This is a genomic window from Fibrobacter sp. UWB3 (assembly GCF_002210405.1).
In the GTDB taxonomy this organism is placed as follows: Bacteria; Fibrobacterota; Fibrobacteria; order Fibrobacterales; family Fibrobacteraceae; genus Fibrobacter.
This window is the reverse complement of sequence record NZ_MWQJ01000001.1, coordinates 350,992-374,831: the sequence shown is the minus strand read 5'-3', so window position 1 is coordinate 374,831 and position 23,840 is coordinate 350,992. Positions and strand designations below refer to the sequence as shown.

Annotated in this window: 21 protein-coding genes; 8 read left to right on the top strand and 13 right to left on the bottom strand. The window is 49.1% G+C overall.

What is annotated here, in order from left to right:
• Positions 1–84 precede the first annotated feature (84 nt).
• Positions 85–2,865 (top strand): fibro-slime domain-containing protein, encoded by a 2,781-nt coding sequence (locus B7991_RS01620; protein WP_088629289.1) that lies wholly within the window; start codon positions 85–87, stop codon positions 2,863–2,865.
• A 107-nt stretch (positions 2,866–2,972) separates the two neighbouring features.
• Here the strand turns inward: B7991_RS01620 and B7991_RS01615 are convergent, their stop codons facing one another.
• The 11 genes from B7991_RS01615 to ffh all read right to left on the bottom strand — a co-directional run bounded on the left by B7991_RS01615 (position 2,973) and on the right by ffh (position 12,132).
• The gene (locus tag B7991_RS01615; protein ID WP_088629288.1) at positions 2,973–4,385 is read right to left on the bottom strand and encodes a MiaB/RimO family radical SAM methylthiotransferase; all 1,413 of its coding nucleotides are present in this window, start codon (positions 4,383–4,385) and stop codon (positions 2,973–2,975) included.
• On the bottom strand, positions 4,382–5,596 hold the full coding sequence (locus B7991_RS01610) for a SpoIID/LytB domain-containing protein (RefSeq protein ID WP_254917802.1): 1,215 nt from the start codon (positions 5,594–5,596) through the stop codon (positions 4,382–4,384). Before B7991_RS01610 ends, B7991_RS01615 begins: the two co-directional genes overlap by 4 nt.
• 38 nt (positions 5,597–5,634) lie before the next feature.
• Positions 5,635–6,174 carry a peptide deformylase gene (gene def / locus B7991_RS01605; RefSeq protein ID WP_014547023.1) on the bottom strand — a complete coding sequence of 180 codons (540 nt, stop codon included), beginning with the start codon at positions 6,172–6,174 and terminating at the stop codon, positions 5,635–5,637.
• Positions 6,175–6,176: 2 nt separating this feature from the next.
• Positions 6,177–6,542 (bottom strand): preprotein translocase subunit YajC, encoded by a 366-nt coding sequence (gene yajC, locus B7991_RS01600; RefSeq protein WP_015732288.1) that lies wholly within the window; start codon positions 6,540–6,542, stop codon positions 6,177–6,179.
• A gap of 49 nt (positions 6,543–6,591) precedes the next feature.
• The gene (locus B7991_RS01595; protein ID WP_088629286.1) at positions 6,592–7,482 is read right to left on the bottom strand and encodes a Crp/Fnr family transcriptional regulator; all 891 of its coding nucleotides are present in this window, start codon (positions 7,480–7,482) and stop codon (positions 6,592–6,594) included.
• On the bottom strand, positions 7,479–8,387 hold the full coding sequence (locus B7991_RS01590) for a cyclic nucleotide-binding domain-containing protein (protein WP_088629285.1): 909 nt from the start codon (positions 8,385–8,387) through the stop codon (positions 7,479–7,481). Before B7991_RS01590 ends, B7991_RS01595 begins: the two co-directional genes overlap by 4 nt.
• A gap of 31 nt (positions 8,388–8,418) precedes the next feature.
• Positions 8,419–8,766, bottom strand: a complete 348-nt coding sequence (rplS, locus tag B7991_RS01585) for a 50S ribosomal protein L19 (RefSeq protein ID WP_073424632.1) — start codon at positions 8,764–8,766, stop codon at positions 8,419–8,421.
• Between the two features lie 16 nt (positions 8,767–8,782).
• On the bottom strand, positions 8,783–9,487 hold the full coding sequence (trmD, locus tag B7991_RS01580; RefSeq protein WP_014547027.1) for a tRNA (guanosine(37)-N1)-methyltransferase TrmD: 705 nt from the start codon (positions 9,485–9,487) through the stop codon (positions 8,783–8,785).
• Positions 9,484–10,038, bottom strand: coding sequence for a ribosome maturation factor RimM (gene rimM, locus B7991_RS01575; RefSeq protein WP_088629284.1), 555 nt, complete (start codon positions 10,036–10,038; stop codon positions 9,484–9,486). Before rimM ends, trmD begins: the two co-directional genes overlap by 4 nt.
• Positions 10,039–10,128: 90 nt before the next feature.
• Positions 10,129–10,542 carry a 30S ribosomal protein S16 gene (gene rpsP, locus B7991_RS15190; RefSeq protein WP_014547029.1) on the bottom strand — a complete coding sequence of 138 codons (414 nt, stop codon included), beginning with the start codon at positions 10,540–10,542 and terminating at the stop codon, positions 10,129–10,131.
• 225 nt (positions 10,543–10,767) lie between these two features.
• Positions 10,768–12,132 carry a signal recognition particle protein gene (gene ffh / locus B7991_RS01565; protein ID WP_014547033.1) on the bottom strand — a complete coding sequence of 455 codons (1,365 nt, stop codon included), beginning with the start codon at positions 12,130–12,132 and terminating at the stop codon, positions 10,768–10,770.
• A gap of 974 nt (positions 12,133–13,106) precedes the next feature.
• Here ffh and B7991_RS01560 point away from each other — a divergent pair.
• The gene (locus tag B7991_RS01560; protein WP_141099818.1) at positions 13,107–13,295 is read left to right on the top strand and encodes a hypothetical protein; all 189 of its coding nucleotides are present in this window, start codon (positions 13,107–13,109) and stop codon (positions 13,293–13,295) included.
• Between the two features lie 62 nt (positions 13,296–13,357).
• On the opposite strand, the gene B7991_RS01555 is transcribed toward B7991_RS01560, so the two are convergent.
• Together B7991_RS01555 and B7991_RS01550 are read right to left on the bottom strand one after the other, a co-directional pair.
• Positions 13,358–14,701, bottom strand: a complete 1,344-nt coding sequence (locus tag B7991_RS01555) for an ATP-binding protein (protein WP_088629282.1) — start codon at positions 14,699–14,701, stop codon at positions 13,358–13,360.
• 274 nt (positions 14,702–14,975) lie between these two features.
• Positions 14,976–16,409, bottom strand: coding sequence for a sodium:alanine symporter family protein (locus B7991_RS01550; RefSeq protein WP_088629281.1), 1,434 nt, complete (start codon positions 16,407–16,409; stop codon positions 14,976–14,978).
• Between the two features lie 50 nt (positions 16,410–16,459).
• Here B7991_RS01550 and B7991_RS01545 point away from each other — a divergent pair, with 50 nt between their 5' ends.
• From B7991_RS01545 to B7991_RS01520, 6 genes are all read left to right on the top strand, one after another.
• Complete coding sequence (locus B7991_RS01545) at positions 16,460–17,668, top strand: pyridoxal phosphate-dependent aminotransferase (RefSeq protein WP_088629280.1); 1,209 nt, start codon at positions 16,460–16,462, stop codon at positions 17,666–17,668.
• 161 nt (positions 17,669–17,829) lie between these two features.
• Positions 17,830–19,221 (top strand): alpha/beta fold hydrolase, encoded by a 1,392-nt coding sequence (locus B7991_RS01540; protein ID WP_176421737.1) that lies wholly within the window; start codon positions 17,830–17,832, stop codon positions 19,219–19,221.
• A 49-nt stretch (positions 19,222–19,270) separates the two neighbouring features.
• Positions 19,271–20,452, top strand: a complete 1,182-nt coding sequence (locus B7991_RS01535) for a hypothetical protein (protein WP_088629454.1) — start codon at positions 19,271–19,273, stop codon at positions 20,450–20,452.
• Between the two features lie 8 nt (positions 20,453–20,460).
• Positions 20,461–20,805, top strand: a complete 345-nt coding sequence (locus B7991_RS01530) for a MetQ/NlpA family ABC transporter substrate-binding protein (RefSeq protein ID WP_014547040.1) — start codon at positions 20,461–20,463, stop codon at positions 20,803–20,805.
• A 46-nt stretch (positions 20,806–20,851) separates the two neighbouring features.
• On the top strand, positions 20,852–22,267 hold the full coding sequence (locus B7991_RS01525) for an MATE family efflux transporter (RefSeq protein ID WP_088629278.1): 1,416 nt from the start codon (positions 20,852–20,854) through the stop codon (positions 22,265–22,267).
• Between the two features lie 147 nt (positions 22,268–22,414).
• Positions 22,415–23,836, top strand: a complete 1,422-nt coding sequence (locus B7991_RS01520; RefSeq protein ID WP_088629277.1) for a glycoside hydrolase family 16 protein — start codon at positions 22,415–22,417, stop codon at positions 23,834–23,836.
• The last annotated feature ends 4 nt before the right edge of the window (positions 23,837–23,840 follow it).

Sequence of the window (23,840 nt, the reverse complement as noted above, 5' to 3'; positions counted from 1 at the left end):
ATATTACAAGACCTCATTTCTTTTTATTTGGTTTATATTTAGGTGGAATTGTTGTACCTATTATTAGGTGGAGATTGGAATATTATGAAATTGACTAAATGGATTACCCTAAGCGCTTTATTTGGTTTTTCCGTGTCCTTTGCACAAGGCGCTAAGGATGTCCGCATCCTGGATATTGTTATTCGCGATTTCCAGCCGAATCACCCAGACTTCGAAAATTTCTCGGAAGAAGCTGTTAAGCATCTGGACAATATTTATAATTACAGGACTGGTACTGGAACGCTCATGCAGTTGAATGGCTATGATCTTTCCTGGTATAATAATGCGGCCAAGTATCATTATTCCTGTGGTAATATGAATACTATTGCTTTGGGTGCCGGTGCTGCGATTGGTGCAGATGGTCTTCCGATGAAGCCTAACTATGCTCTGCCTTTGTATTTGCAGCAAGTTTCTACTAAAGATACTTTGCGATATGGTGAATGCGGTGATAAGTATAAAGACCCGAAGACGCAGGTCGAACTGACTCAACGTGGTTATAAGAACGCACAAAATGATGTTAGTGGCTACAAGTGCCCGAATGGAAATACCATGTGGGCAAACCCGGTTATTTATACTCCGGGCATGGTGGCTCCGTATTTGCAGTTCCCAAAAATGACGGGCGGCGAAGGCAAATATGACATGCTTAATGATGTGGTTATTGTTAAGGCAAACGACCTTTGTGATAACCAGTACTTCGAACAGTGGTTTGCTGATGTCCCGCCTGTAAATGGCCTTTATGTCAATAAGCGTGTTAATACGACGATGGACATTCCGAAGGACGATAAGTCGAACTACTTTATTTACGACTACAACTACAACAATGGCGGTTATTCTCCGTTGGATAGTATCAATCCGGATACTAGAGAATGGGTGATGAATAAGCCCTGTAACCCCAAAATCCAGCTAAACCAGGTTTGTGACCAGTTTGATCCGCAGACGCTTTCTATTTTCTGCCCGCCGTATGATTATGAATGGCGCGATAAGCAGGCGGACTATCGTGGAAATAACACGTATAAGCTTTGTACGGACTGGCTGAACTATGGTGGCCCGCGCAATGTAAGTGCAATTGACGGTAGTGGTTATAGTGCTGCATGGCAGGCTGCTGTGTATAATGGTTCTTTGGGTAAGCAGCACCTCCGCAATTACGCCTTTACGATGATGGGCTATGCTAGCTTCAAGTACAAGCAGAGCAACCAGAGTCCTATGCACGAAGTCTTCGAATTCGCCGGTGACGATGACATGTGGATTTTCGTGGATGGCGTTCTTGTCGTGGACTTGGGCGGTACTCACTTGTCAGCTCCGGGTAAGGTGGATATTGAAGTCCTTGCTAAGAACAACCATGGTTGCCATATCCTTGCAGACGGAACTCCGGAACCTCTTGCTAATTATTCCAACTGCGCTGGCGCTTCTGATGCAAAGGGTTGGGCTGATGATACCTGGCACCATTTGCACTTCTTCTATGCAGACCGCCAGTCTGATGGTTCTAACATTTATATTCGTACTTCTCTTGCTGAACTTGCTCCGTCTCGCTATGGTCAGCCGTCTGTAGGCAATGTTATTGTGAAGGTGGGCGAAGATGGCGTTCCTAAGAACAGTATGTTTATGAACGTTCCGCTTGCTGATTCCACCGTTGCCAATATGGTCAATCCGATTAATAACGCTCCGTCTATGCTTGTGATGCGTGATGAAGTTGTGCTTGGTTTAGATGGCAAGCCGTTAAAGAATTCCCAGGGTACGGATTCCATGGTCACTAATGTTTATGGTTATTATGTGTCAAAGATGGAAGGTCCTGTTGATAAAGGTGCTGATGGTCAATTGTACCAGTTCAGCGGTACTTTGACGGATGCGACTGGTAAAGTTCTTGAAGGTGGACTTTTGGGTAATGACCGCATTGCCTTTAACGTGAAATGGTCTCAGGGACTTGAAGATGATGGCAATGGCGGAAACTACACTGCTGATGAATGGAAGCAGATCATGTTCTGGTCTAAGTTGATGCCGTTTAACGTCGCTGCATCTTCGGGTAAGAATGTGGAAGGCTTCGACGAAAAGGATAAGTGGGCCAAGATTTCTTATACGGCAGTCGCTGTTGTGACGGTTATTCCTGATGATCCGGCTTATGACCGTCCGGACTTTACTAACGAAGCTCAGAAACTTTCGAATTTGGCTGAAGCTAGCGAAGATGGAACTCTCCCGACGGATATGACGGCTGACCTTGTGTTGACTCCGATTCCTGCAACGGGCATTGACCCGATGAAGTGGGCTAAGGATAATGCCGAAACCATTACGGTTTCTGGCCCTCAGGGTGAAGTTGCTGCTGGTTCTGTCGTTTATGGTGCAAGTCAGGGGACGAATTCGACGCTTTGCTATAGCAATGGCTCTAAGAAAGTTCCTGGCAAGAAGAGTAATGAATCTTGCACACAGTGGTCTTTCCCGACAACTCAGCCGTTCCATGTGAACATTCGTGTGTTTGACCATCTTGGACACTTTGTGAACCAGTATACCAAGCGTGTTACGGGTGATGATTTCAAGAATGCATTGATGGGTCAGCGCGCCGGTAGTGATGCTGTTGGCAAGACTGAACCTAAATGTAATGATTTGCCGTTGTATGGTGAAACTGGTGCCTTGCTTGCTACGATCAAGATGTATCCTGTAACGGATAAGGGTCGTTTGCTTGCTACGGGTCCGTATGTATACCAGATGACGGTTGTGTTGGAACAGTTCGATTATTGCTATTCGAATGGTAGTTCTACAACGCCTGCAACGATGCCGTTCCAGCGTACTACGGAAACGATCAGACGCGGTTATCGTAGAACTGTAAGAAAGTAATTCATAGAGAATATTGAAGATACTCCCTGTGGTGATTCCACGGGGAGTTTTTTATAGTCTGTGGGAGGAAAGCGCGCAGGGGCTCGCGGCGTGTGGCGCCGGTGCGGTTAGAGAGGTTTCGCTATCAGTGCGAAGGGTTCGGCATCGGTGATGCGGACGCGGAGCGTTTGCCCGGCAGGGAATGAGCCTTGTAAGGCGACGGGGCGGTAGGCCTCGTTGCGGGCGATGGTTGTGCCTGCGCGGTAGCCTTGCTTTTCGGTGACGACGGTGCATTCGTCGCCGATCCATTCGCGGTTGTTCTCGAGGGCGATTTTCTGGAACGCTTCGGCGAGAATCGCGGAACGTTCGTGCTTGATATCGTCGGGGATTGCAAGGGGTGCGGGGGCGAGATGCGCGCTTTTTTTTGCAGACTCGGGATGCGTTGGTTTGCTTGTTTCGAGACGCGCGGCGACAGTGCCTGGGCGCGCGACAAAACGCGTGATGTTGCAGACGGTCGGGCGAGTTTCTTTCAAAAGCTTTAACGTGTCGTTGAAATCTGCGTCGGTTTCGCCGGGATAGCCGACGATAAGGTCGGTGCTGAGCGTGAACTTGCGGAATCGCTCGGTAAAGGCGTGGGCGAGGGTTGCGTAGTCGCGTGCTGTGTGGCGACGGTTCATCGCCTTGAGCACGTTTTCGCTGCCGCTCTGGACGGGAATGTGGATGAACTTGTAAATGCGATTATCCGTGAAGCAATCCAAAAGCGCTTCTTGATAGCCGAGGACATGGCGCGGATTGCCCATGCCGAGGCGGATGCGGTAATTACCGTTCACGTGCGTGAGGATTCTCTGCGTGAGTTCGGCGAGATTCGTGCCGATGTCAAAACCGTAACAGGCGCAATCTTGGCCGGTGAGCTGGATTTCTAGGCAACCGTCATCGACGAGTGCCTGGACTTGATCCACGATAGTTTGGGGTGCAAAGCTGTGGAGGCGTCCTTTGACGAGATGCGTGCTGCAAAAGGCGCATGCATCAAGACAGCCTTCTTCGATGTTTACGATGCCGACGAACGGGGATTCGCGAAGGACGTTGCGAGAGACTTTATTGCTGTCGGGAGTGCGCTCGTTTATCAGGCTTGAGGGGGATTGCGCGGGCTGGGTTGGTAATATTGCCGAATCTTCAAGTTCTTTTAGGCTTGTGAATTGTACGTGTGGGACAGTGCGGAGCGCTTCTTCGCGGAAGTCCTTGGGGGCGCAACCTGTGATGTATATGGGAACGCCTGGAAATGTGCTCGCTGCTTTGCGCAGGAGCTTCATGGCGCCCGCGTTGCCCTTGACCGTGCAAACGTTCAAGTAGAACGCTTCGGGCTTTTCAGTGCTGAAGTCCGCGGGATTCGCGGCGCTTGTGGAATTCTCTGCTCTTGTGGAATGCGCCGGCTTCGCTTCCGGAAACTCGAATATGACTTCGGATTTTTGGGAGAGAATGCGCGCAATCTTTTCACCGTCACCGAAATTTGCGGCACAGCCCTGGCTTAAAACGACTATCATCTCTTGAATTTTTCCAGCGTGATGCCGGGGTAATAGTGCGTTAAAATCTGGATGTAGCTTTGACCGGCCTGTGCGCGAGCGCGAGCGCCCATTTGGCAAAGCCCAACGCCATGCCCGAATCCCTTGCCCTTGAGAATCCATTCATTCCCGTTCTTGTGGATGCGGAAAAAGCTGGAGGGGAGAATTGTGCCACTGCGCTTAAACAGCCAGCGGATTTTGTCTGCTTTGGCAGTGAAAGAACCGTTGTTCGTTTCGATGACGAGCGTGTGGATGCGACCGCTCTTGAGCGTGTCTTGAATGTGCATCGACTTGATGCTCGAAAAACTCGGGACGTTTGCTTTCGCTTCTTTTGCGTTTATCTGGAATAAATCGCGAAGTTCGTCTTCGGTGAATTCACGAGTCCATTCCGAGTAGCTTGATTCGCGGCACCACGGCGTTCCGTCGGGGCGGAGGTCGGGTTTGTTCTTGAGATAGGGGTGGTCCGGGCGCCCCCAGGTGACAACACCTTCTGTTTCGCCACCGCAAGTGGAATGGTAATAGGCGGTGATGAATTCTCCGTTGTACGTCATCACGACGCCTTCGGTTTCGCGGACGGCTTTGTCTGTAAGTGCAGTGGCGCTGTGGAGACCTTTGTAGACTTGGTCGCGCGTGTCGGCGTAAACGTCAAAGCCTTGTGCAACTCGACTGCCGAAGTGCTTGTACGCGTAGGTACGTGCGGCAACGGCTTGGGCCTTGAGCGCTTCGAACTTGGATTCGTCGAGTTTGCCGATTTCGTAAGGAACAACGCCTCGCAAGTAATCTTCGATGTCGATGACGTTGATGGCGTTTAGCTTGTAGCCATTGGCGGTGACGATAAATTCACCATTGTAACATGCTTTATTGAGGCCAACCTTGTCTGTTGCAATGGCAATGCAATCGCTTGCTGAAGAACTCGTGGCTTTGAAAACGCGTCGGTCAGCGGTTTGCTGGCGCTTTGATTTTGTCTTGATTTTAAGTTTGCCTTTAGAGGCGGTGATGTGCAGTTCTTCGTTCTTTTGACGGACGAAAATGTTTGTCACACCGACAAAGACGCCCACCTGGATAGGGCGGTTGAGTTCTTTGGCAATTTTTTGAGGAACGATGGTCTGCTCGGATACGCTGTTTGCTTCGATCGGGCTATACTCAGAATTGCCGGCCGCAAGAGATGGGGTCGCCAAAGAGAGTGTCGTCAAAGCAACTGCTGAAAATATCCGGAGCAGGCCCATGGACCTTATTTCTTTTTGAGCTTCGCCTGGGTTTCTTTTGCCATCTTGCGGAGCTTGGACTGATTCATCGTACGGTCCGACGTCGAGATCTTATCGACAAAGAGGTCGCCGTTGAGGTGGTCGCATTCGTGCTGGATGCAGCGGGCGAACAGACCTTCGCAGTTATGAATTTCCTGGGCTTCGCCATTGATGTCAAAGAAACGAACTGTTACGCGGTCCGGGCGGACAACGTTGCAGAAAATTTCCGGGAGGGAGAGGCAACCTTCATCGTAATCGACGTTCTTGGCATCTGGTTCAGCTTCCCATTCGGGGTTGAACATGATGTACGGACGCGGTTCCTCTTCGTCTGGAATGGCGGTGTCGATGACCACGAGACGGATGTTCTTGCCAATTTGCGGAGCGGCAAGGCCGCAGCCTGGAGCATCGTACATGGTTTCGAGCATGTCTTTTGCGAGCTGGCGGAGTTCCGGCGTGATTTCGGTGATGGGTTCGCACTTTTTGCGAAGCACCGGGTCACCGTAAATTCTGATGGGGAGAATGGCCATGATTACTTCTTTTCTTCGACCTTAGCGGAAGTGTCGTTGTTGATGACGCGGAGGATGGCTGCCTTTTCGAATTCGATGGTGGAGGTGCCAGTGCGGAGCGTGATGATGTTTTCTTCCATGCTAGCGATGGTGCCGATGATGCCTGCGGCGGTCATGACCTTGTCGCCCTTCTTGAGCTGCTTGCGCATTTCGTCCATCTGCTTCATTTCCTTCTGCTTCGGGCGGATGAAGAAGAGCCACATCACCACAAAGAGGAGGATGAGCGGGAGGAAGCTAGCGAGAGCACCCGGCTGTTCCGGCTGAGCGGCTGCGTCCTGTGCGAAAGCGGCGATGGAGGAAAGAGTCACGAGAAGTGCAGAGAGTTTCATATTGAACCTTGTAAAAGGGTGAATGTGTTACGAGATAAAAATAGAAAATTTAGAGGAGCTTCTTGTCTAGCAACGGGTAGATTCGATTGAGTTCGAGCAGGTTTAGGAGCCTGTCGAAGTTGGCGCAATATTTGTCTTTGGGGAGCTCTTTGAGGAGCTGCTTTTGCAAAAGCGTTTCGAGGTTTCGCGGGGTGAGGCTCATCCCGTGCATGGTACGCTTGGTCTGCTCAATCAAATCGTTCAAGTTTACTGCAACGAGACCGTCGGACTGGAGCTCGCCTTTGTCGCAGGCGGCTTTCACGAATGCAGTGAGGATTGCCTGGTCGGTAAGCGAAAGTATGTTTGGCGATGTGCTTTTGTATATGGCGCGATGGCGGAGCGTTTCGTAGAGAATCTTGATCAGCGGCTTGTTCTCGACAGATACGGATTCCGATTGCAAACGGACGAGCTTAAAGTCCTGTAAAATAATTAATAGTTTGTATGTTCCAAGTGCGGAGAGCTTTGAAAATTGAGCGATTTCGTCTTGTAGTGCGACTAAACTAATATCTTTCGCGGGCATTCTCGAAAGCACGAACAACAGCGACGGGAAAGTTGTTATCAAGTCGCTTTTGCGCTTGTTCTCTTGCGCGATGTGATTGCGCTGTGTGAGGAACGCGAGAATGGACTTGAGCCAGATGGGCTGCTCTTTCATCGTGTCGTGCAAGGCACTTTGCGGAACGACTTCGATTTCGCAGTCTTCTTCGGCGTGGACCGTGTATTCCATGGGTTCGCCTGCGATGAGGCTGAGTTCGCCAAACGTGGAACCGGGTCCGAAATTCAGGACTTGTGTGCCGTTTTGCTCGTCCTTAGAAGTTGCTGTAAGCGCACCGCTTTTGACGATGTAAAATGAATGGGTGAGGTCGCCTTGCAGGCAAAGATTTTCGCCTTCTCTCAAAATCATTTGACCGTCCCCTTGAGATTTGGCTCGTATTGCAATGATAATAAATAGTAATTTACTTTATCTATATTAAGCGCGAAAAGATGGTTCTCTTTTTCGTTGAACCATTCAAATTGCTGCATTTGGAGCCAGTCTGTAACGCCAACTTCAAGGTTGTGTTCCTTGAATAAATTCATCCATGCGGAACCGTCTATGGTCGTGTCAGGCTCAAGTGTCGATAGCCAGACGAGACATCTCTTTTGCTGGAGCGTGAGCTTGAACGGTAGCCACGGAAGTTCAAGTTCTTGCGTCTTGAGGTAATCCGCAAAAATTTCGAGAAGGAGCGGGTCCGGGACGGTAAGCGTCGAGCCGTTGGCTTGCGGGATGAGCATCTTGCGGCGGATAAGCGTCTTTAGAGCTTCGTTTGCGACTAGGAACGGCGTCTTGGTGAGCCACGAGAATTCTTGCAACAGCAACTGCTTTTGCAAAATTTCGTCTTTGCTGTAGAATTTGCAGAAAGAGGCGAGGCTTTCGAGCGGATTTCCCGTCTTTGCTGCGCGGATGGACTCGTTGATGCGGCGCGTTTTGGCCGAAATCGCCTTGATAGCTGCCAAAAGCCAGACGGGGAGCGCCTTTAGCTCGGATTCCATGCACTCGTCATTGATAATGGTGATGGTGGAATCGGTTGTCGCCTGGAAAATATAGCGTACGGGTTCGCGTTCAAGCAGGGCGCCTACGCCCACGAGATTTCCGGGATGGATCTTGAAAACGACCTTGTTGTTCGCTTTAGGGTCGAGTGCGACAAGCTCACCTTCGTTCAAAAGGATGATTTTCTTGTCTTCGTCCTGAGGTGAGGATACAACAAAACCCGCCTTCACGCGGAGTCGCGTGGGCGGGATAAGTCTTGGTTGCGAATTCCCCGTAATCATCGGGAAATAACCGCCTTCGAAGTCCGGCTAATTAAGCCTGGCGTTCTTCGATACGTGCAGCCTTACCGCGGAGGTCGCGCATGTAGTAAATGCGAGCCTGGTGAACCTTACCGGAGCGTTCGACAACGATGGAGTCGATGCGCGGGGAGTTGACCGGGAAGATACGTTCGACAGCGACTGCACCGGACATCTTGCGGACCGTGATGGACTTGCCGATGCCAGAGTTCTTCTGCTGAATAACGACGCCCTTGAACGGCTGGATACGTTCCTTGGTACCTTCGATAACCTTGACGTTAACGGTAACGGTATCGCCAGCACGGAATTCCGGAAGGTCGGTCTTCAAATTTTCGTTTTGGATTGCTTCAATGTTCAGGGACATAATGTGTACCTCGTTATTATTTGTCGCCAAATGTAGTATTTATTTCAAGATTTTTAAAGATGTCGGGGCGTCTTTCTTGCGTTCTTTTTAACGATTCTTGACGTCTCCACTCTGAAATGTTCTTGTGATGACCGGAAAGTAGCACCTCAGGCACCTTTTTTCCTTCGAATTCTTCGGGGCGGGTGTAGACAGGCCAGCCCAAAACGCCTTGTGCGAAGGAGTCCGTTTCACCGGATTCCTTGTGGCCCAGAGCCCCGTCCAGCAGTCGCACTACGGCGTCCGTGACGAGCATCGCCGGAAGTTCGCCTCCGCTCACGACAAAATCGCCGATGGAAATTTCCATGTCGACCTCGGTCTGGCGGATGCGGTCATCGATTCCCTTGTAGTGTCCGCAGACAAGAACAAGGTGGTTTTCTTGAGAGAGTTCTTTGGCAATCTTGTGTGTGAAGGGGACGCCATCTGCCGTGAGGTAGATGACTTTTCCGCCATCTTCCTTGACTCCCGTGCTGCGAATGGCCTTCGCAAGCGGTTCGGGACGGAGTACCATGCCCGGTTCGCCACCGTACGGAACATCGTCCACCTGCCCGTAGGCGTTGATGGCGAAGTCTCGCAGATAGACTGTATTGAACTCAAACAAGCCTTTTGCCTGTGCGCGGCCCATGATTGAACTTTTCATCGGCGCGAACATTTCGGGGAAGATGGTGATGCAGTCGATCTTCATCGTTCCTCCGGGCAAACGGATTTTAAATAGTCGCTATCACAAACAATGAACTTTTCTTCGTCGTTGATTTCCTTGACGCAATCGTCAATCCAAGGGGCGAGGATGGACTTGCTGCTGAATTCGGATTGCACGGCAAGGTCGAACTTGATGAGGAACGCATCGACCGTCATCAGTTCTTGCACTTCGATGACTTCGCCGACGTCGCGACCGTCTTCGGTGTGGACGCGGAAACCTTCCAGGTCGTCAAGATAGTATTCGCCTTCGGGGAGCGGGAGACGTTCGGATTCGGGAATCATGACGTCGCCATTGACGAGCGGGGAGAGTGCTTCTGGAGTGTCGAAACCCTTGAATTTCAAGAGCCAGAGGTTGTTTGCCTGCTTGGCATCTTCGAGGGTGAGTTCCAGAACTTCGCCATTCCTCTTTTGAACGCGCACGTCTTTAAGGCTCTTGCAGCGAGTCAGGTCGTGGGTCAGGGGCATCGCTTTGATGTAGCCTTTGACGCCATGCGCACGCATGAGCTGGCAGACGGTGATGTATTCTTGAGAATCCATTTTAGAAGAAAGACGAGAGATGTTTGTTTGTGGTTTGTTAAAGAAAAAAGTCCCGTGCATGCGGCACGAGACTCTTTTTTAAAGGCGTAATTAAGCCTGTGCTTCTTCAGCGGCCGGAGCTTCAGCAGCTTCCTTGGCAGCCTTTTCGGCTTCGAGGCGAGCCTGAGCCTTCGGGCTCAACTTGCGCTGCTTGGACTTGATTTCGCGAGCGACCGGAGCCTTGCCTTCGATGGAGCGGTTGGCCTTGAGGTCGTGGAACAAGTCAGAAATGCCAGTCTTCTTGAGGAGAGACTTGACCGTGTCAGACGGCTGTGCACCGACGGAGAGCCACTTGAGGACCTTTTCCTGTTCGAAGCGGATTTCCGGCTGCTTGAGGTTCGGGTTGAAGAAACCGACCTGTTCGATAAAGCTATCGTCGCGAGCCTTGCGGTTGTCGATGACGACGATGCGGTAGATCGGGTTGTGACGCTTGCCGAAGCGGGCGAGACGGATAACAGTTGCCATTTTATACCTCTTTATGGGGTTTTTCCCGAAATTTCGGGGTTTTAGTTCTTTTGATGCCAAATATAGCAAACTTGCTTTTGTGTGTAAAGGACGGCAATGAAAAAAAATCCGTCATTTACTTATAAATTAAATTGTTGAATAGCGGAAAAATCTCCAAAATTGCCGAAATTCGTTCAAAAATGCCAAATTTAAACGAAAAAGACCCGCTTTGTCGCGGGCCCTTGATTATCTCTTTTTCTTCTTGTTTTTGTCCTTAGGCGGGGTGTAGTTCGAGCCGATCGTGCCGCCGTTGTTCTGGCGCTTGGCGAAATCGCCGACCTTCTTGAACATTTCCTTCATGCTTTCGTACTGCTTGAGGACTGCGTTCACGCGGGCGGCATCCGTGCCGGAACCCTTTGCGATACGGGCCTTGCGGCTACCGTCAATAATCTGCGGCTTCTTGCGTTCCTTCGGCGTCATGGAGCTGAGCACAGCTTCCACATAGACTAACTGCTTTTCGTCAATCTGGTCGAGCGGGAGCTTGTTGAGTCCCGGGATGAGGCTCAAAATGTCCTTGATGCGGCCGAGCTTCTTGATCGTGCGGAGCTGCTTCAAGAAGTCGTTCAAGTCGAACGTGTTGTTGAGAATCTTTTTCTTGAGGTCCTTCGCGTCCTTTTCATCGATGACCTGCTGTGCTTTTTCCACGAGGGATACCACGTCGCCCATGCCGAGGATTCGGCTAGCCATGCGGTCCGGGTGGAAAAGGTCGATTTCGTTCAGCTTTTCGCCAACACCGATAAAGCATATAGGCACGCCCGTCATCTTCTTGATGCTAAGCGCTGCACCGCCGCGGGTATCGCCATCCATCTTCGAGAGGCAGACGCCCGTGAAGTTCAGACGGTTCCAGAACGTTTCGGCGACATTCACCGCTTCCTGACCGATCATAGCATCGGCAACGAACAAAATTTCGTCCGGATGAACGGCATCGCGTGCCTTTTCGAGTTCCTGCATCAACTCTTCGTCAATCTGCAGACGGCCTGCCGTATCGTAAATCACGAGGTCAAAACCGTTGTCCTTGGCGTACTGGTAGCCGTGCTTGATGATTTCGACCGGATTGCCCTGGCCTTCGTCATAAACCGGAACGCCGATGGACTTGCCGAGCACCTGCAACTGCTTGATTGCGGCCGGACGGTAAACGTCTGCGGCAACGAGGAGCGGCTTCCTCTTCTTCTTGCTGCGCATCCAGAGTGCGATCTTGCCTGCGAAAGTCGTCTTACCCGAACCCTGCAGACCGACCATCATGATGCCCACCGGGGAGGGGGCGGAAAGGTTGATTTCCTTAGTTTCGCCACCCATGACGGCCACAAGCTCGTCGTGGATAATCTTCACAATCTGCTGACCCGGGGTCACGGAATTGAGTACTTCGGCGCCCATGGACTTTTCCTTGACGGACTTGACAAAGTCGCGGGTCACGTTGAAGTTCACGTCGGCAGCGAGGAACGCACGACGCACCTCACGCAGCGATTCCGCCACATTTTCTTCGGTAAGTTTGCCCTGCCCACGCAGGTTCTTGAGGGTATTTTCTAGAGAATCAGTCAGTTGTGAAAACATAGTGGGTCAAATTTAGTAATAAGACGAGAGACGAGAGACTAGAGACGAGAGAAATGTTAGTGAAAAAGCTTGTAATGGTGTCATTCTGGAATTGTCATCCTCGAAGTCGTCATCCTGAACGCGAAGCGTGAAGGATCCAGTGATTTTTATATGAGGGAAGGGAGAAGTCTCTCCCTCGCTTCAGCCCCGGCTTTCAAGTGCGAATGCTGTATGTCATGCCCGTCTCCGAACGGGCACCTCCATTTTTTTTGCAAAAAATGAATCTGCGCCGGGGCTTCCGCTACCTTCTCTAGCGGGCTTCAGACGCCAGCCCGCAACGCCTGGCTTGTCCTGCCCACCCACCCTTTAGTGCTGAAATTGCTATAGCCTGCAGTTATCCCAATTTTTCGGATAACTGGCGATTTAGGATGCTCTTTGCTATCGATAATTCCTTTAGAAATGCGCTTGAGCCGAGTGTAACCATTTCAATCACTCGGTTAAAATGATCGGCTAAATTTCAAAGATATTACGAGCTTTTTTTGAGAAATTGCTCAAATTTGAATAAAAACGCTTGTTTGATCTCGTAATTTGTGAAAAAATCGTTCGCAACTATCCAATTTTTTCGAATAGTTGCTGTTTGGCACGTCTCATATTATATGAGTTTGTTTAAAAAAAACAGAATAGGGAAATAATCCAAAATTTGCAGAAAGAGTCAAATATCGAGCTGCGCGTGGATTGATTTTTGGGGCTGGAGAACCATAGCCGTCAAATATAGCCCGACGCACATATATGTGCGGGAACGCCTTCAAAGAGAATTATCCAGTAGAAAAATTATTTTTCTACTAAATAATTTTTGACGTTGATGAATATAGCAGGTCGAGCGAACGATCTGCTTTTTCTATGGAATGCTCGGTCCCTTGCTCGCTCATTTTCGAAATAGTAAATTCTTATTCAGTTCTATTATCAACTGCGAGGTAAAGAAAATGACGGATGTGATGGCTGAACGTGAAAACGCTTTTGCCGAAGGCAAGGAAGTGGGCCGTGCTGAAGGGGCTTCTACCGAGCGGACGAAAGCGGATCAGGAAAAACGCCAAATGGCGAAAAGTCTCAAGGAACAGAATGTCGATGTTTCTATAATCGCTAAATCGACAGGTTTTTCTGAAGAAGAAATTCTCAGTTTGTAGCTGAAATTCTGTTTTTAAGAATGCAAAAAAGCAGGCCGCGTGAACGACCTGCTGTTTATATTCTAAATACACGGAACCATGTAAATTGGCAAGCAAGTCACGCCATCTAATTGTTGGTAGTCCTTCGTGTAGACGATATATTTTTGAGGAGGCTTTAGCCTGTATTTTTCGGTGAAAATATCAAGGGATTTGTGCTGGCGATAGCTTGAAGATTTGACCTCAATGGGGCAAATCTTGTTTTGGCGAACTAGCAGAAAATCCATCTCATATTTTCTTTCTTTGCCTGATTCCTTATCTAATGCGGTAAATTCGTGAAAATAAAGGTCGTCGCCTTTGGCTCTGAGCATTTGGGCTACGATGTTTTCAAAAATCATTCCCTGATTGATTCCTAGCTTGCCTGCGATTAGTGATTCGTAGAGTTCCTCCGAGTTCTGCATCTTGATTATCTGCGTGACTAGAAGTCCTGTATCGCCCATGTACAGCTTAAATCGCTCGCTCTTTCTATAAAGTTCCATCGCAACATCAGGAACAGTTACGTTGGTGCATATATTGCCAATCATCGATTCTCTGATGAAGTTGAATGCGCTGATGTAATTTTTGTATCGGGCGTTCTTGTCAATGGCTGACATCTTGAAAATTGGGTTCTTGCGATTCAATTGTTCTGGCAAATATTTGAACACAATCGATGCCTTCTCGTTGTTTTCAGAGTCGTGTTTTTCTAGGTCTTCTTCGTATAGAGCAAGGATGTTTCGCTTGATAAAATCAATTTGCGCATATGTTTCGCCAGCAACAAACGATGCTACGGCTTGGGGCATGCCGCCTACGGCCATGTATGTTCGAAATGACTTCATTATCTCGTGGTGAGCGCGTCCACCGACGCCGTTCCCTGCATTGAATGCCTCGCGAACAACATCCATCGTCACCTCGTCACCGGTTGCCCACAGGAATTCCTCAAAGTCCATTGGGTACATTTTCAAACGATATTCTTCGGAAGGAATCAGAATGTCCTTTGTGTTCTTTTTGATGGAAATAAGGGAGCCGGTTTCGATGTAATCGTATCGACCGTCTTGAACTAGGTACTTGATTGCCTGTCGTGCCAATGGAAAGAGCTGGATTTCGTCAAAGATGATGACCATTCGTCCATTCTTGGGCTTCTTTTTGGTGAATAGGAACAGATTCCTGAAGAAAGTTGTCAGGTCGTCAAGTCCTTCTTGAAACAATTCTCTGATGTTTGGACCGACTTTTGCAAAATCTACGACGAGGTTGTCGTCGTATTCGTTCTTGGCGAATTCGAGTGCTACTGTGCTTTTTCCTATGCGGCGGGCTCCTTCTATGAAAAGAGCGGTTTTTCCCTTGGAAACGGTTTTCCACTGTAGCATTTCCCTATAGATCTTACGCTCGAACATATGGCTTCCTCCTTCTTAAATATATTAATTTTTCCCGAAATGGTAAAATCTTTTTTATATGTTTTTCTCGAAATTAAGAAATGTTTTTGGCCTGTTCTTCACGAAAATGCAAAATCTTTTATTTGTTTTTCCCCGAAAACGCAAAATGTTTGAATCTTGCCTCGTAACTCGAATAGTTTTGCCTGATCTACTAAATAATTTTTGATGTTTCGTGAATAAAAAAAAGAGACAGGTTGAAGTAACCTGTCCTTTGTGCGTGTGTATACAGCTATTTTTACAGCTTTTGTCCTGGATTCCAGTAATCGGTGGGTTGCTCGACGCCGCATTCTTTTGCGATGTAGACGGGTTCGAGGCCTTTCTTCTTTTGGTCGGTGTAGTTTTTGAGGGCCTTGATGGCGATTGGCGAGAGTATCAAGATGACGGGAATGTTCACGAGGACCATGAGGCCTTGGCAAAGGTCTGCGCTGTCCCAGGCAAACGATGCGCTGGAGGTGGCGCCTAAGAAGACGATGGCGGTTGCGATGGTCTTGAATACGTTGCGGATTTTCTTGGTGGGGCGTCTGTTCAAGATGAAACGGAGGCAGCCTTCGGTGTAGTAGTAGTTTCCGATGAGCGTGGTGTAGCCAAAGAGGCACATGGAGAATGTGATGAAGATGGCGCCGTTGCTGCCGAGGACGGAGGCGAGAGACTTTTGTACGTAAATGATTCCCGAAATGTCCTTGCTGGGTTCGATGTTGGTCGAGAGGCACATGAGGGCTGTGGCGGAGCAGATGAGGAGCGTGTCGATGAATACGGAGAGCGATTGCACGAGGCCCTGCTTGACGGGGTGCGAGACGCTTGCGCTTGCACTCGCGTTCGGGGCGGAACCCATACCTGCTTCGTTGGAGTAGAGGCCGCGCTTGATGCCGTACATGATGCAGCTTCCGGCGAAGCCGCCGAATCCTGCGTCAAACGAAAATGCGTTTTTGAAAATCGTGCCGAACATGGCGGGAACGTTCGATATGTTGTATATGATAATGCCGAAGGCGACGATGACGTAGATAGTTCCCATGAAGGGGACGAGGTAACTTGTGATGGTGGAAATTTTCTTAGCGCCTTCCCAAATGCAAAGAGCGAAGAGGGCGGCTAAAATGAATCCGACGATGAACGGTGTGGATGCTTGGTCGTAGAATTTGTATCCGGTGAGGGAGTCTTGAATGTTGTATGAGGCGAGCAGGTTGTAGCCCACGATGTAGGTGAGGAGCACAAAACCCGAAAAAAGAACGCCGAGCCAGCGCTTGCCGAGTGCAGTCTGAATGTAATAGGACGGTCCGCCGTAGGAGTGTCCCGTGACATCGTCATGGCGCTTGTAAATCTGGGCGAGGGTGGATTCTACGAATGCGGAGGCTGCGCCGAGGATGGCGATGACCCACATCCAGAAAATGGCGCCGGGGCCACCGAGGCAAATGGCCGAAGATACGCCGACGATGTTTCCGGTGCCGACGCGGGAGGCTGTCGAGACCATCAATGCCGCAAATGACGAAATTCCGTGCTTGTGCAATGGCTTTTCGCGAGTAACGCGGAATGTTTCAATCAGGTAGCGGACTTGCGGAAATCCCAAGCGAACGGAAAGAAATACCCCGGCTACAATCAAAAATAGCGGAACTATGTAGAAATCGTAAAGGGCGGTGTTAAGCGCCGAAACAATGGGATGTAAGGGGTTTGACATAGAAATCTCCTATTGGATAAATAGTAGAAAAATTTTTAAATTTCCCCGCCATGCAACCGTTAAGTAAACGCACTGAAACTTTTACCGATTCCGTTATCCGCCGAATGACCCGTATTGCCAATGCTTGCGGGGCTATTAACCTGTCGCAGGGGTTCCCTGATTTTGACCCGCCGGAGGCGCTTACGAAGCGTCTTTCGGAAGTGGCTTTGACGGGTCCGCACCAGTATGCGATTACGTTTGGCGCGCAGAATTTCCGCGAGGCGCTGAGCGATAAGCAGTTCCATTTTAGCGGGCTGCGTTACGATCCGCAAAGAGAGATTGTGATTACTTGCGGCAGTACCGAAGCGATGATGGCGTCGATGATGTCGGTCTGCAATCCGGGCGATAAGGTGGTGCTGTTCTCGCCGTTCTACGAGAACTATTCCGCCGATACGATTTTGTGCGGGGCGACTCCTGTCTATGTGCCGCTTTCGCCGGTGGACTTGAGCTTTGATGCGAATGTGCTCGAAAGCGCGATGGCACAGCCGGGCGTGAAAGCGCTTGTGCTTTGCAATCCGGCAAATCCCAGCGGTAAGGTCTTTACGCACGAGGAACTTTCGATTATTGCATCGCTTGCAGTCAAGTACGACTTGTTTGTGATTACGGACGAAGTTTACGAGCATATTGTTTTTGCTCCGCATCGCCACACGTACATAGCGACGCTCCCGGGAATGTTCGAACGCACGATTGAATGTAGTAGTTTGAGCAAGACGTATTCGATTACGGGTTGGCGCCTTGGCTATGTGCTTGCAGCGGAACCGGTTATGGAACGCATCAAGAAGGTGCATGACTTCTTGACGGTGGGTGCTGCAGCTCCGTTGATGGAAGCTGCGGTGACAGCGCTCCGATTTGACGACTCGTACTATACGGGCTTGCAGGCGCATTACACGCACATGAAGGATGTATTTACAAACGGACTCCGCAATCTCGGGTTGCATTTTACCGAACCGCAAGGTGCTTACTTTGTACTGATTGATGTTTCGGAATTCGGATACGGTCGCCGCGAATCTTGTAGCGCTTCGAAATGCGCGGCCGGCACATTGCCCGATGAACAATTCTGCATTGATATGGTGCAGAAGGTGGGTGTCGCGGCTGTCCCGGGTTCGAGCTTCTTCCGCGAACCGGTGGACCATCTTGTTCGTTTGCATTTCGCAAAGAAAGACGAAACGCTCTACGAAGCACTCAACCGCTTGGAAAATTTGAAAAAGTTGAAACGATAGCTTGTGTGAATTAATTTGTAATTGAAAGGTGTGGCGGAATGCTGCTCCTTTTTTAGTTATAAAAAAATTGTATCATCAGTAATGAAATAATAGTATTGGACAAAAGTCTTTATAGAATCTATCATTGTGCGTGCTAAAACAACACAACAATGGAGGATTCAATGAATATCTTTAAAAAAAATACGAAACTTTCGACTATTATTTTAGCATCACTCCTTTCACTTTCTGCATGTTCTGAAGACGATTCAAATTCTGTTGCAGCATCCTCTGAAGATCATGAAAACCATTCTACGGAAGAACACTCCGGTTCTGGCGAAACGCATTCCGGTGCTGCCGATGAACATTCTGGTCATGTTACGGAATCTGGTGACCACAAATCTGCATCAAGCGGCTTGACGCTTGGCGATGAAAATATTAAAGATGGCATCATTTTCTTGCAGGATACGACAATTAATGGCGTGTTGACGGTGAATACTTCAACGCCGGGCGCAACGGTGCTTAAAAACGTCAAGGTCACAGGCAATTTGTTGATTAAGCGCTCTGGCCGCGTCGATTTCTCGGGTAGTGCCGATGTGGTTCATGTGGGTAGCAGCAATACGGATGTCTACGCTTTTGAAGACAACGCAAAAGTGAATGGCCATCATTTTATGGGCAAGAACAATACCTTTACGACCAAGAGATTTTCGGATTACCAGGAAGTCGATTGGACCGAAAAGGCTGCGCATTTGTCTACAGGAATCCACTTGGCTTATACGGTCACGGGTGACGAAAAGGGCACTCCTGTCATTTTGATCCACGGCCTTACGGATGGTCGCGTTTCCTGGTCGCAGGTGGCTCCACAGCTTGCCAAGAAGGGCTATCGTGTATATGTTCCGGAACTCCGCGGTAACGGAAAGACGGACAAGCCTATTGAAGAATCGGCGTATTCAATCAAGGAATTGGCAAAGGATATCGCAGCTTTTATCGATAAGCTTGAATTGAACAAACCGCATATTGTTGGTCATTCTCTAGGCGCGTTTGTGGCGCAGGAACTCTCTATTTTGCATGCCGATAAAATTGCATCCATTACATTGATTGGCTCGGGCGCTGCGGTCGATGAAACGAATGCCACGATAGATTGGCTTGTGAATGGCACAGGTGATAAAAATTTTGATGGGATTTTTGCTTACGATTCCACGCAGAAACTTCCTGAATCTTTCATTGAAAAGTGGGGCGAAAATACGAATTCCGATGAAGAGTTCCAAGCGGCGAACTTGGAACATTTGCATCAAGTCCCTTATTATGCCTGGAAATTCCTTGTCAAAAACTTTGTAGCTGTTGACAATGCAAAGCGCCTTTCTTCGATTACATCGGATGTCCAAATTATCTGGGGTACAAAGGACGCAATATTCGATAAAAAGTCGCAGGAAACTTTGCAAAAGGGTCTCGATAAGGCAAAGAGCATCGAATTCCATGAAATCAAGGACGCCGATCACAATACACATTGGGGTTCCAAAGCCGCTGTAGAAACTGTGACGGACTACATCGACAACTTTATCAAAGGCGACAAGTAATTATTAATTATGGGAAGGAGCGTCTGTAAAAAGGATGCTCCTTTATTTTATGAATAAAAGAATTTTATCATGCGTTTTATTGTCTGCAGGTGTTGCTTTTGCTGAGGCTCAGCCTAAACTAGACCTTTCTGGGATGGTGATGGTCCACGCTTATGCCGATTGGAATACGGATGAGCCTAAGGTTACGCACCGTTTTGAATCCATGCTAGATTTGGACTTTGACCTTCGTTTTAACGATCGCTGGTCTGCATGGCTTGAACTCGAAGCGATGGGGATGGCGATGAACGGAATGGAGGATATGGAAGGGATGGACATGGGCGATGAATCGTCTATGGATCCCGTAAATCCTGCTGTTGTCTTTAATGGCGCGTATATTCAATACACTCGTTCGGAACGCTCTTTCTTTCGCGTTGGTGACTTGAAATTTTTTGAAGGTATTTTCAAGAATTATTATGATTTCGGGGATCCGCGCGATGACGCTGCAGGCATTTCGCAAAAGACGATTCGCGGTTTAGAATTCCAGTGGAACGGATTGCAATTTGATGTGGGTTTTGGTACTGCGGGCAATGACCAAAGTTGCCATTACCATTTCATGTTTGGCGAGTACATGGGAATGGATTGTAAGGAAGGTTATACGTATGAAGTCCATGCGGCGTATGACCTAGAAATTGCAAATCAAGTTTTCCGTCCTTATTTTGATTACAAAAGCTATCAGCGTAAAGATTACAATGAACTTTATGCGGGGTTAGATTTATCGCTTGCGTTTGGCCCTTTTGCGTTCCATGGACTATACGGGTTCCATTCCGTGTTCCTTGCGAGTGACGATGCTGTCTCGAATCATGTTTTGCTTGCAGAACCGTCATTTGATATTTCGAGATTTTGCATAGTGGGCTCCTTGTTCTATGCGTTCATCGATGACCCAGTTCGTACAAGTCTAGAAATCACGACGCGACCGGAATACTTTTTTGCTTTCATTGAACCGAGTGTTGCCGTGAACGAGTTCTGGACTATCGGGCTTCCGCTGGAATTGCATACAAATACATTAGATAAAAAGGACGACTTAGGCTCTGTACGCGTGGGTGGGCGATTCTACTTCAATGTGCCTGATTTCAAAATTGATATAATCTCGATGGTGCTTGTCGATATCCCGTATGGCGATGATTGGCCGTCCGAAGGGAATAAGAATAATCCTTCCTTTATTTTTGGTGTGGAAGCAATGTTTGACTTCTAGAGGTTTGCATGAAAAAGATTGTATTACTTTGTATTTTGCTGAGTTCCCTTGCGATGGCTCGTTTTGATTGCTGTGCTCGCAAACGCGCAACTGTCAAAAAAGAGGAAACGTCATTGACGTTTTCGGTGGGTGTAGTTCGCGCAGAAGATGAGTCCCTGCTGAAGAAGGCTTCATCTTCGCTTGCCAAGGAATCTATCACGTTACAGATAAAAAAGTGGGATACTCAGGAGCATGCCAACGAGGCGCTTGCCAAAGGCTTTGTCGATGGCTTGTATATTGATAGTCTTTGGTTTAACTCGGATTCCGATAAGAAAGAAGTTCTCTTGAGGCTGAAAAAAGAAATAGGAAAGTAAAATCGGCTGTCGCGCGGTCTTTGATTTTTTCTATCTTTGCCAAGCTATGGTTGATGCTATTTTAAATAGGTTCTATAAACCTTCGAAATTCAAGAAGAACGGGGACGTGAAGGATGTGCTCGTGGTGGCACTCCCGATGCTTTTGTCGATGTCGTTTGACACGTTCATGACGTTCATTGACCGATTGTTCCTCTCGAAGCTTGGCCCCGCTGAAATGAATGCTGCGCTTGGGGCGGGGGCAGTGCAGCTTGCACTCACGATGTTTTTTACGGGAGCGATTAGCTATACGACGGCAATGGTGGCTCAGCGCTTGGGTGGTAAAAAACGCTGGGATTGCGCCCGCGTGTTCATGCAATCGGTGTACTTGTCGCTGATTTCAGTGCCGCTTTTGTACCTCACGATTCCGCTGGGGCATTTTGCGTTTGGACTGGAGCATTTGCCGGCGGACCAGCTTGAATACCAGAAGACGTATTTCAACATCTTGATGTTCGGTGGCGTGATCAACTTGTTGCGTAACGCGGCTCCGTGTTTCTTTAGCGGTATTGGCGAAACCAAGGTCGTGATGAAGGCGGCTTTCGCTGGCATGATTGTGAACGTGGCCTGCAACTTTGTATTGATTTATGGCTACGGTCCGATTCCCGCGATGGGCGTTGCGGGCGCTGCTTATGGCACGCTCATAGGCAATGTGGTTTCTACGGTGATTCTGTTTGCGAAGTTCTTTAGCAATAGTTGCCATCGTCGGTTCCGTACGCGTTTTGCGTTTGCGTTTAGCTGGCCGTTGACTCGCGAACTTTTGCAAAAGGGAATCCCGTCTGGCGTTGAGATGTTCTTGAACATGGCGGCGTTTCAGTCGTTGATTTTGATGTTCCATGCGCTTGGGCCTGAGGCGGCGACGGCATCCTCAATCATGTTCAACTGGGACTTGGTGGCGTATGTGCCGCTGATGGGGTTGGAGGTCGCGTCGACGAGTTTGGTGGGGCGCTATGTGGGCGCCAAGAATGCCGCTGCGGCAACGCGTTCGACTTATTCCGGGCTTAAGCTCGGCTGGGGCTATTCCCTGGTAATGGGGATTTTCTTCATCTTCTTGCCGGGAGTGCTGACGGATATTTTCAAGCCGGATGTTGCCGAGGCGACGGAAAGCGCGCTTGCGATTTTTAATGCGGCTCGGCCGATGAGCATGTTCATGCTTCGGATTGCGACGTTCTACATCTTTGTTGAAGTCTTGCTCGTGATTTATGCGGGTGCGCTTCGCGGTGCGGGCGATACGGTCTGGGTGATGTTCGCTTGCGGTATCATGAACTGGTTCGTGGCGATTGCCTTGTACATCGTGGCTTACGTCTTCCATCTGCCGGCCCATTACGCTTGGATTGTCGTAGTTGCCGTTTATAGCACGGCTCCGCTGATTTTCTGGCGTCGCTGGAAGAGCGGAAAATGGCGCAGACACGTGATGAACGCTAAATAAAGCTCGAAAATCGTAGATTCGGGGCTTTTTTACAACTTTTAACTAGGCTTATCGAAGTGCCGTAGGTATATTTATAAGACCTGCGGCATTTTTGTTTTTGGTGTGGGCTATTTTTGCAGAGGTCGTGGGTGAGGATTGGAATTGGATATGAAGAAAAATCACGTCATTGCGGGCTTCGTTGCGCTCGCATCTATCGCTTTTGCTGCCCCGCCGTCTAACTTTAGCGGCTGGGATCTCGTTTTTGAAGATAACTTTGACGGAACTTCGCTTGACACGAAAAAGTGGAACTCGACGTACAATTGGGGCCCGACGCATAACCATCGCGCCTACTGCGCCAAAGAAAACGTGATTGTCTCCGATGGAACGCTCAAGCTCAAGGGAGAAAAGAAAACGCATCCTGATGCCAAGGGCAGAACGGCAAAGTTCAACAACAAGGAAATCCCTGTCGATTACACTTCGGGCGCAATTGACACCAAAGGCCATTTCGAAGTCAAGTACGGATATATTGAAGGCCGATTCAAGGCTCCCTCACAAAAGGGAACTTGGCCTGCGTTTTGGACGTTGCAAGACGGCTGGCCTCCAGAAATTGACATCTTGGAAATCCCAGCATCACGCAAGCAACACCATTACTATTTGCATTACACCGACCCGAGCTGGTACAACAGCCATGGTTCGGCATGGGATCACGAAGCCTCTTTTGGCGGCCATAAGGACGACAATGTGGACCGCTCGGCGGATTTCCACACGTATGCGGTGGAATGGGACGAGTCAACGCTTAGCTTTTATTTTGACGACAAAAAATTTGCAAGTTACAACCGCCCGACCGAAATCAAGCAGCTTTCGGCGCAGTACATTATTGTGAATTTGGCGATTGGCGGCTGGGCGGGCGACGATATTGAAATCACGTCGGACAAGCCTGCGTATTTCGAAGCAGACTGGGTGCGTGTATGGCAGGCGAAACCAGCAAAGCCCGATACCGTGCGCATTATGTCGATGAATTTTGGTACATGCATGACGCGAACTGCCGAGGACAAGCTTGCGCTTGGCGATTGCAGCGGCGATAATGCGATTGCGACGATAACTCCGCTTTCTTCGACGACTTACCGCATCAATTTTGGCGATATCTCGCTAGATACGCCGAATGAGTCAACCGATGCGGGTGTGACGATGGGGCTATACAAGTGGAACGGCGGCGGGCATCAAAAGGTGGTCATGGAAAAGCAATCCGGCTACGAGGGCTCCGTGGTGCGCATGAAAATGCAGCACAGCAATATGTACCTGCGTGCAACGACGGATGGCGAACGCGTGGTGCAGAGCTGGGCAGATGACTGGGAATGGAATCAGATGTGGCGCTTGCTCAAGTCAGGTGATGAAATCCCGACGAAGGACCCGTCTGTTGGAATCCACGAGTCTGCGCGGACGATTGCCCCTGCTTATGGCGCCAAAGTTTTCCGCAAGAATGGAATGCTTTATGTGCAGTTCGGCGATCGTAACGGGAACGTGCCTAACAATAATGGCACGAAGCTTGAGCCTCGTGCCTACGATTTCAAAGGTCGTAAATTTAAGTAGCTTT

Bases quoted from the DNA above. Each gene is read 5' to 3' on its own strand.
- ffh (WP_014547033.1), bottom strand. From the start codon at position 12,132: ATGTTTTCACAACTGACTGATTCTCTAGAAAATACCCTCAAGAACCTG.
- B7991_RS01530 (WP_014547040.1), top strand. From the start codon at position 20,461: ATGAAAAAGATTGTATTACTTTGTATTTTGCTGAGTTCCCTTGCGATG.
- def (WP_014547023.1), bottom strand. From the start codon at position 6,174: ATGGCCATTCTCCCCATCAGAATTTACGGTGACCCGGTGCTTCGCAAA.
- B7991_RS01560 (WP_141099818.1), top strand. From the start codon at position 13,107: ATGGCTGAACGTGAAAACGCTTTTGCCGAAGGCAAGGAAGTGGGCCGT.
- B7991_RS01620 (WP_088629289.1), top strand. From the start codon at position 85: ATGAAATTGACTAAATGGATTACCCTAAGCGCTTTATTTGGTTTTTCC.
- B7991_RS01540 (WP_176421737.1), top strand. From the start codon at position 17,830: ATGAATATCTTTAAAAAAAATACGAAACTTTCGACTATTATTTTAGCA.
- B7991_RS01590 (WP_088629285.1), bottom strand. From the start codon at position 8,387: ATGATTACGGGGAATTCGCAACCAAGACTTATCCCGCCCACGCGACTC.
- B7991_RS01525 (WP_088629278.1), top strand. From the start codon at position 20,852: ATGGTTGATGCTATTTTAAATAGGTTCTATAAACCTTCGAAATTCAAG.
- B7991_RS01595 (WP_088629286.1), bottom strand. From the start codon at position 7,482: ATGATTTTGAGAGAAGGCGAAAATCTTTGCCTGCAAGGCGACCTCACC.
- rpsP (WP_014547029.1), bottom strand. From the start codon at position 10,542: ATGGCAACTGTTATCCGTCTCGCCCGCTTCGGCAAGCGTCACAACCCG.
- B7991_RS01535 (WP_088629454.1), top strand. From the start codon at position 19,271: ATGAATAAAAGAATTTTATCATGCGTTTTATTGTCTGCAGGTGTTGCT.
- trmD (WP_014547027.1), bottom strand. From the start codon at position 9,487: ATGAAGATCGACTGCATCACCATCTTCCCCGAAATGTTCGCGCCGATG.
- B7991_RS01615 (WP_088629288.1), bottom strand. From the start codon at position 4,385: ATGATAGTCGTTTTAAGCCAGGGCTGTGCCGCAAATTTCGGTGACGGT.
- B7991_RS01550 (WP_088629281.1), bottom strand. From the start codon at position 16,409: ATGTCAAACCCCTTACATCCCATTGTTTCGGCGCTTAACACCGCCCTT.
- B7991_RS01520 (WP_088629277.1), top strand. From the start codon at position 22,415: ATGAAGAAAAATCACGTCATTGCGGGCTTCGTTGCGCTCGCATCTATC.
- rimM (WP_088629284.1), bottom strand. From the start codon at position 10,038: ATGGATTCTCAAGAATACATCACCGTCTGCCAGCTCATGCGTGCGCAT.
- B7991_RS01555 (WP_088629282.1), bottom strand. From the start codon at position 14,701: ATGTTCGAGCGTAAGATCTATAGGGAAATGCTACAGTGGAAAACCGTT.
- yajC (WP_015732288.1), bottom strand. From the start codon at position 6,542: ATGAAACTCTCTGCACTTCTCGTGACTCTTTCCTCCATCGCCGCTTTC.
- B7991_RS01545 (WP_088629280.1), top strand. From the start codon at position 16,460: ATGCAACCGTTAAGTAAACGCACTGAAACTTTTACCGATTCCGTTATC.
- rplS (WP_073424632.1), bottom strand. From the start codon at position 8,766: ATGTCCCTGAACATTGAAGCAATCCAAAACGAAAATTTGAAGACCGAC.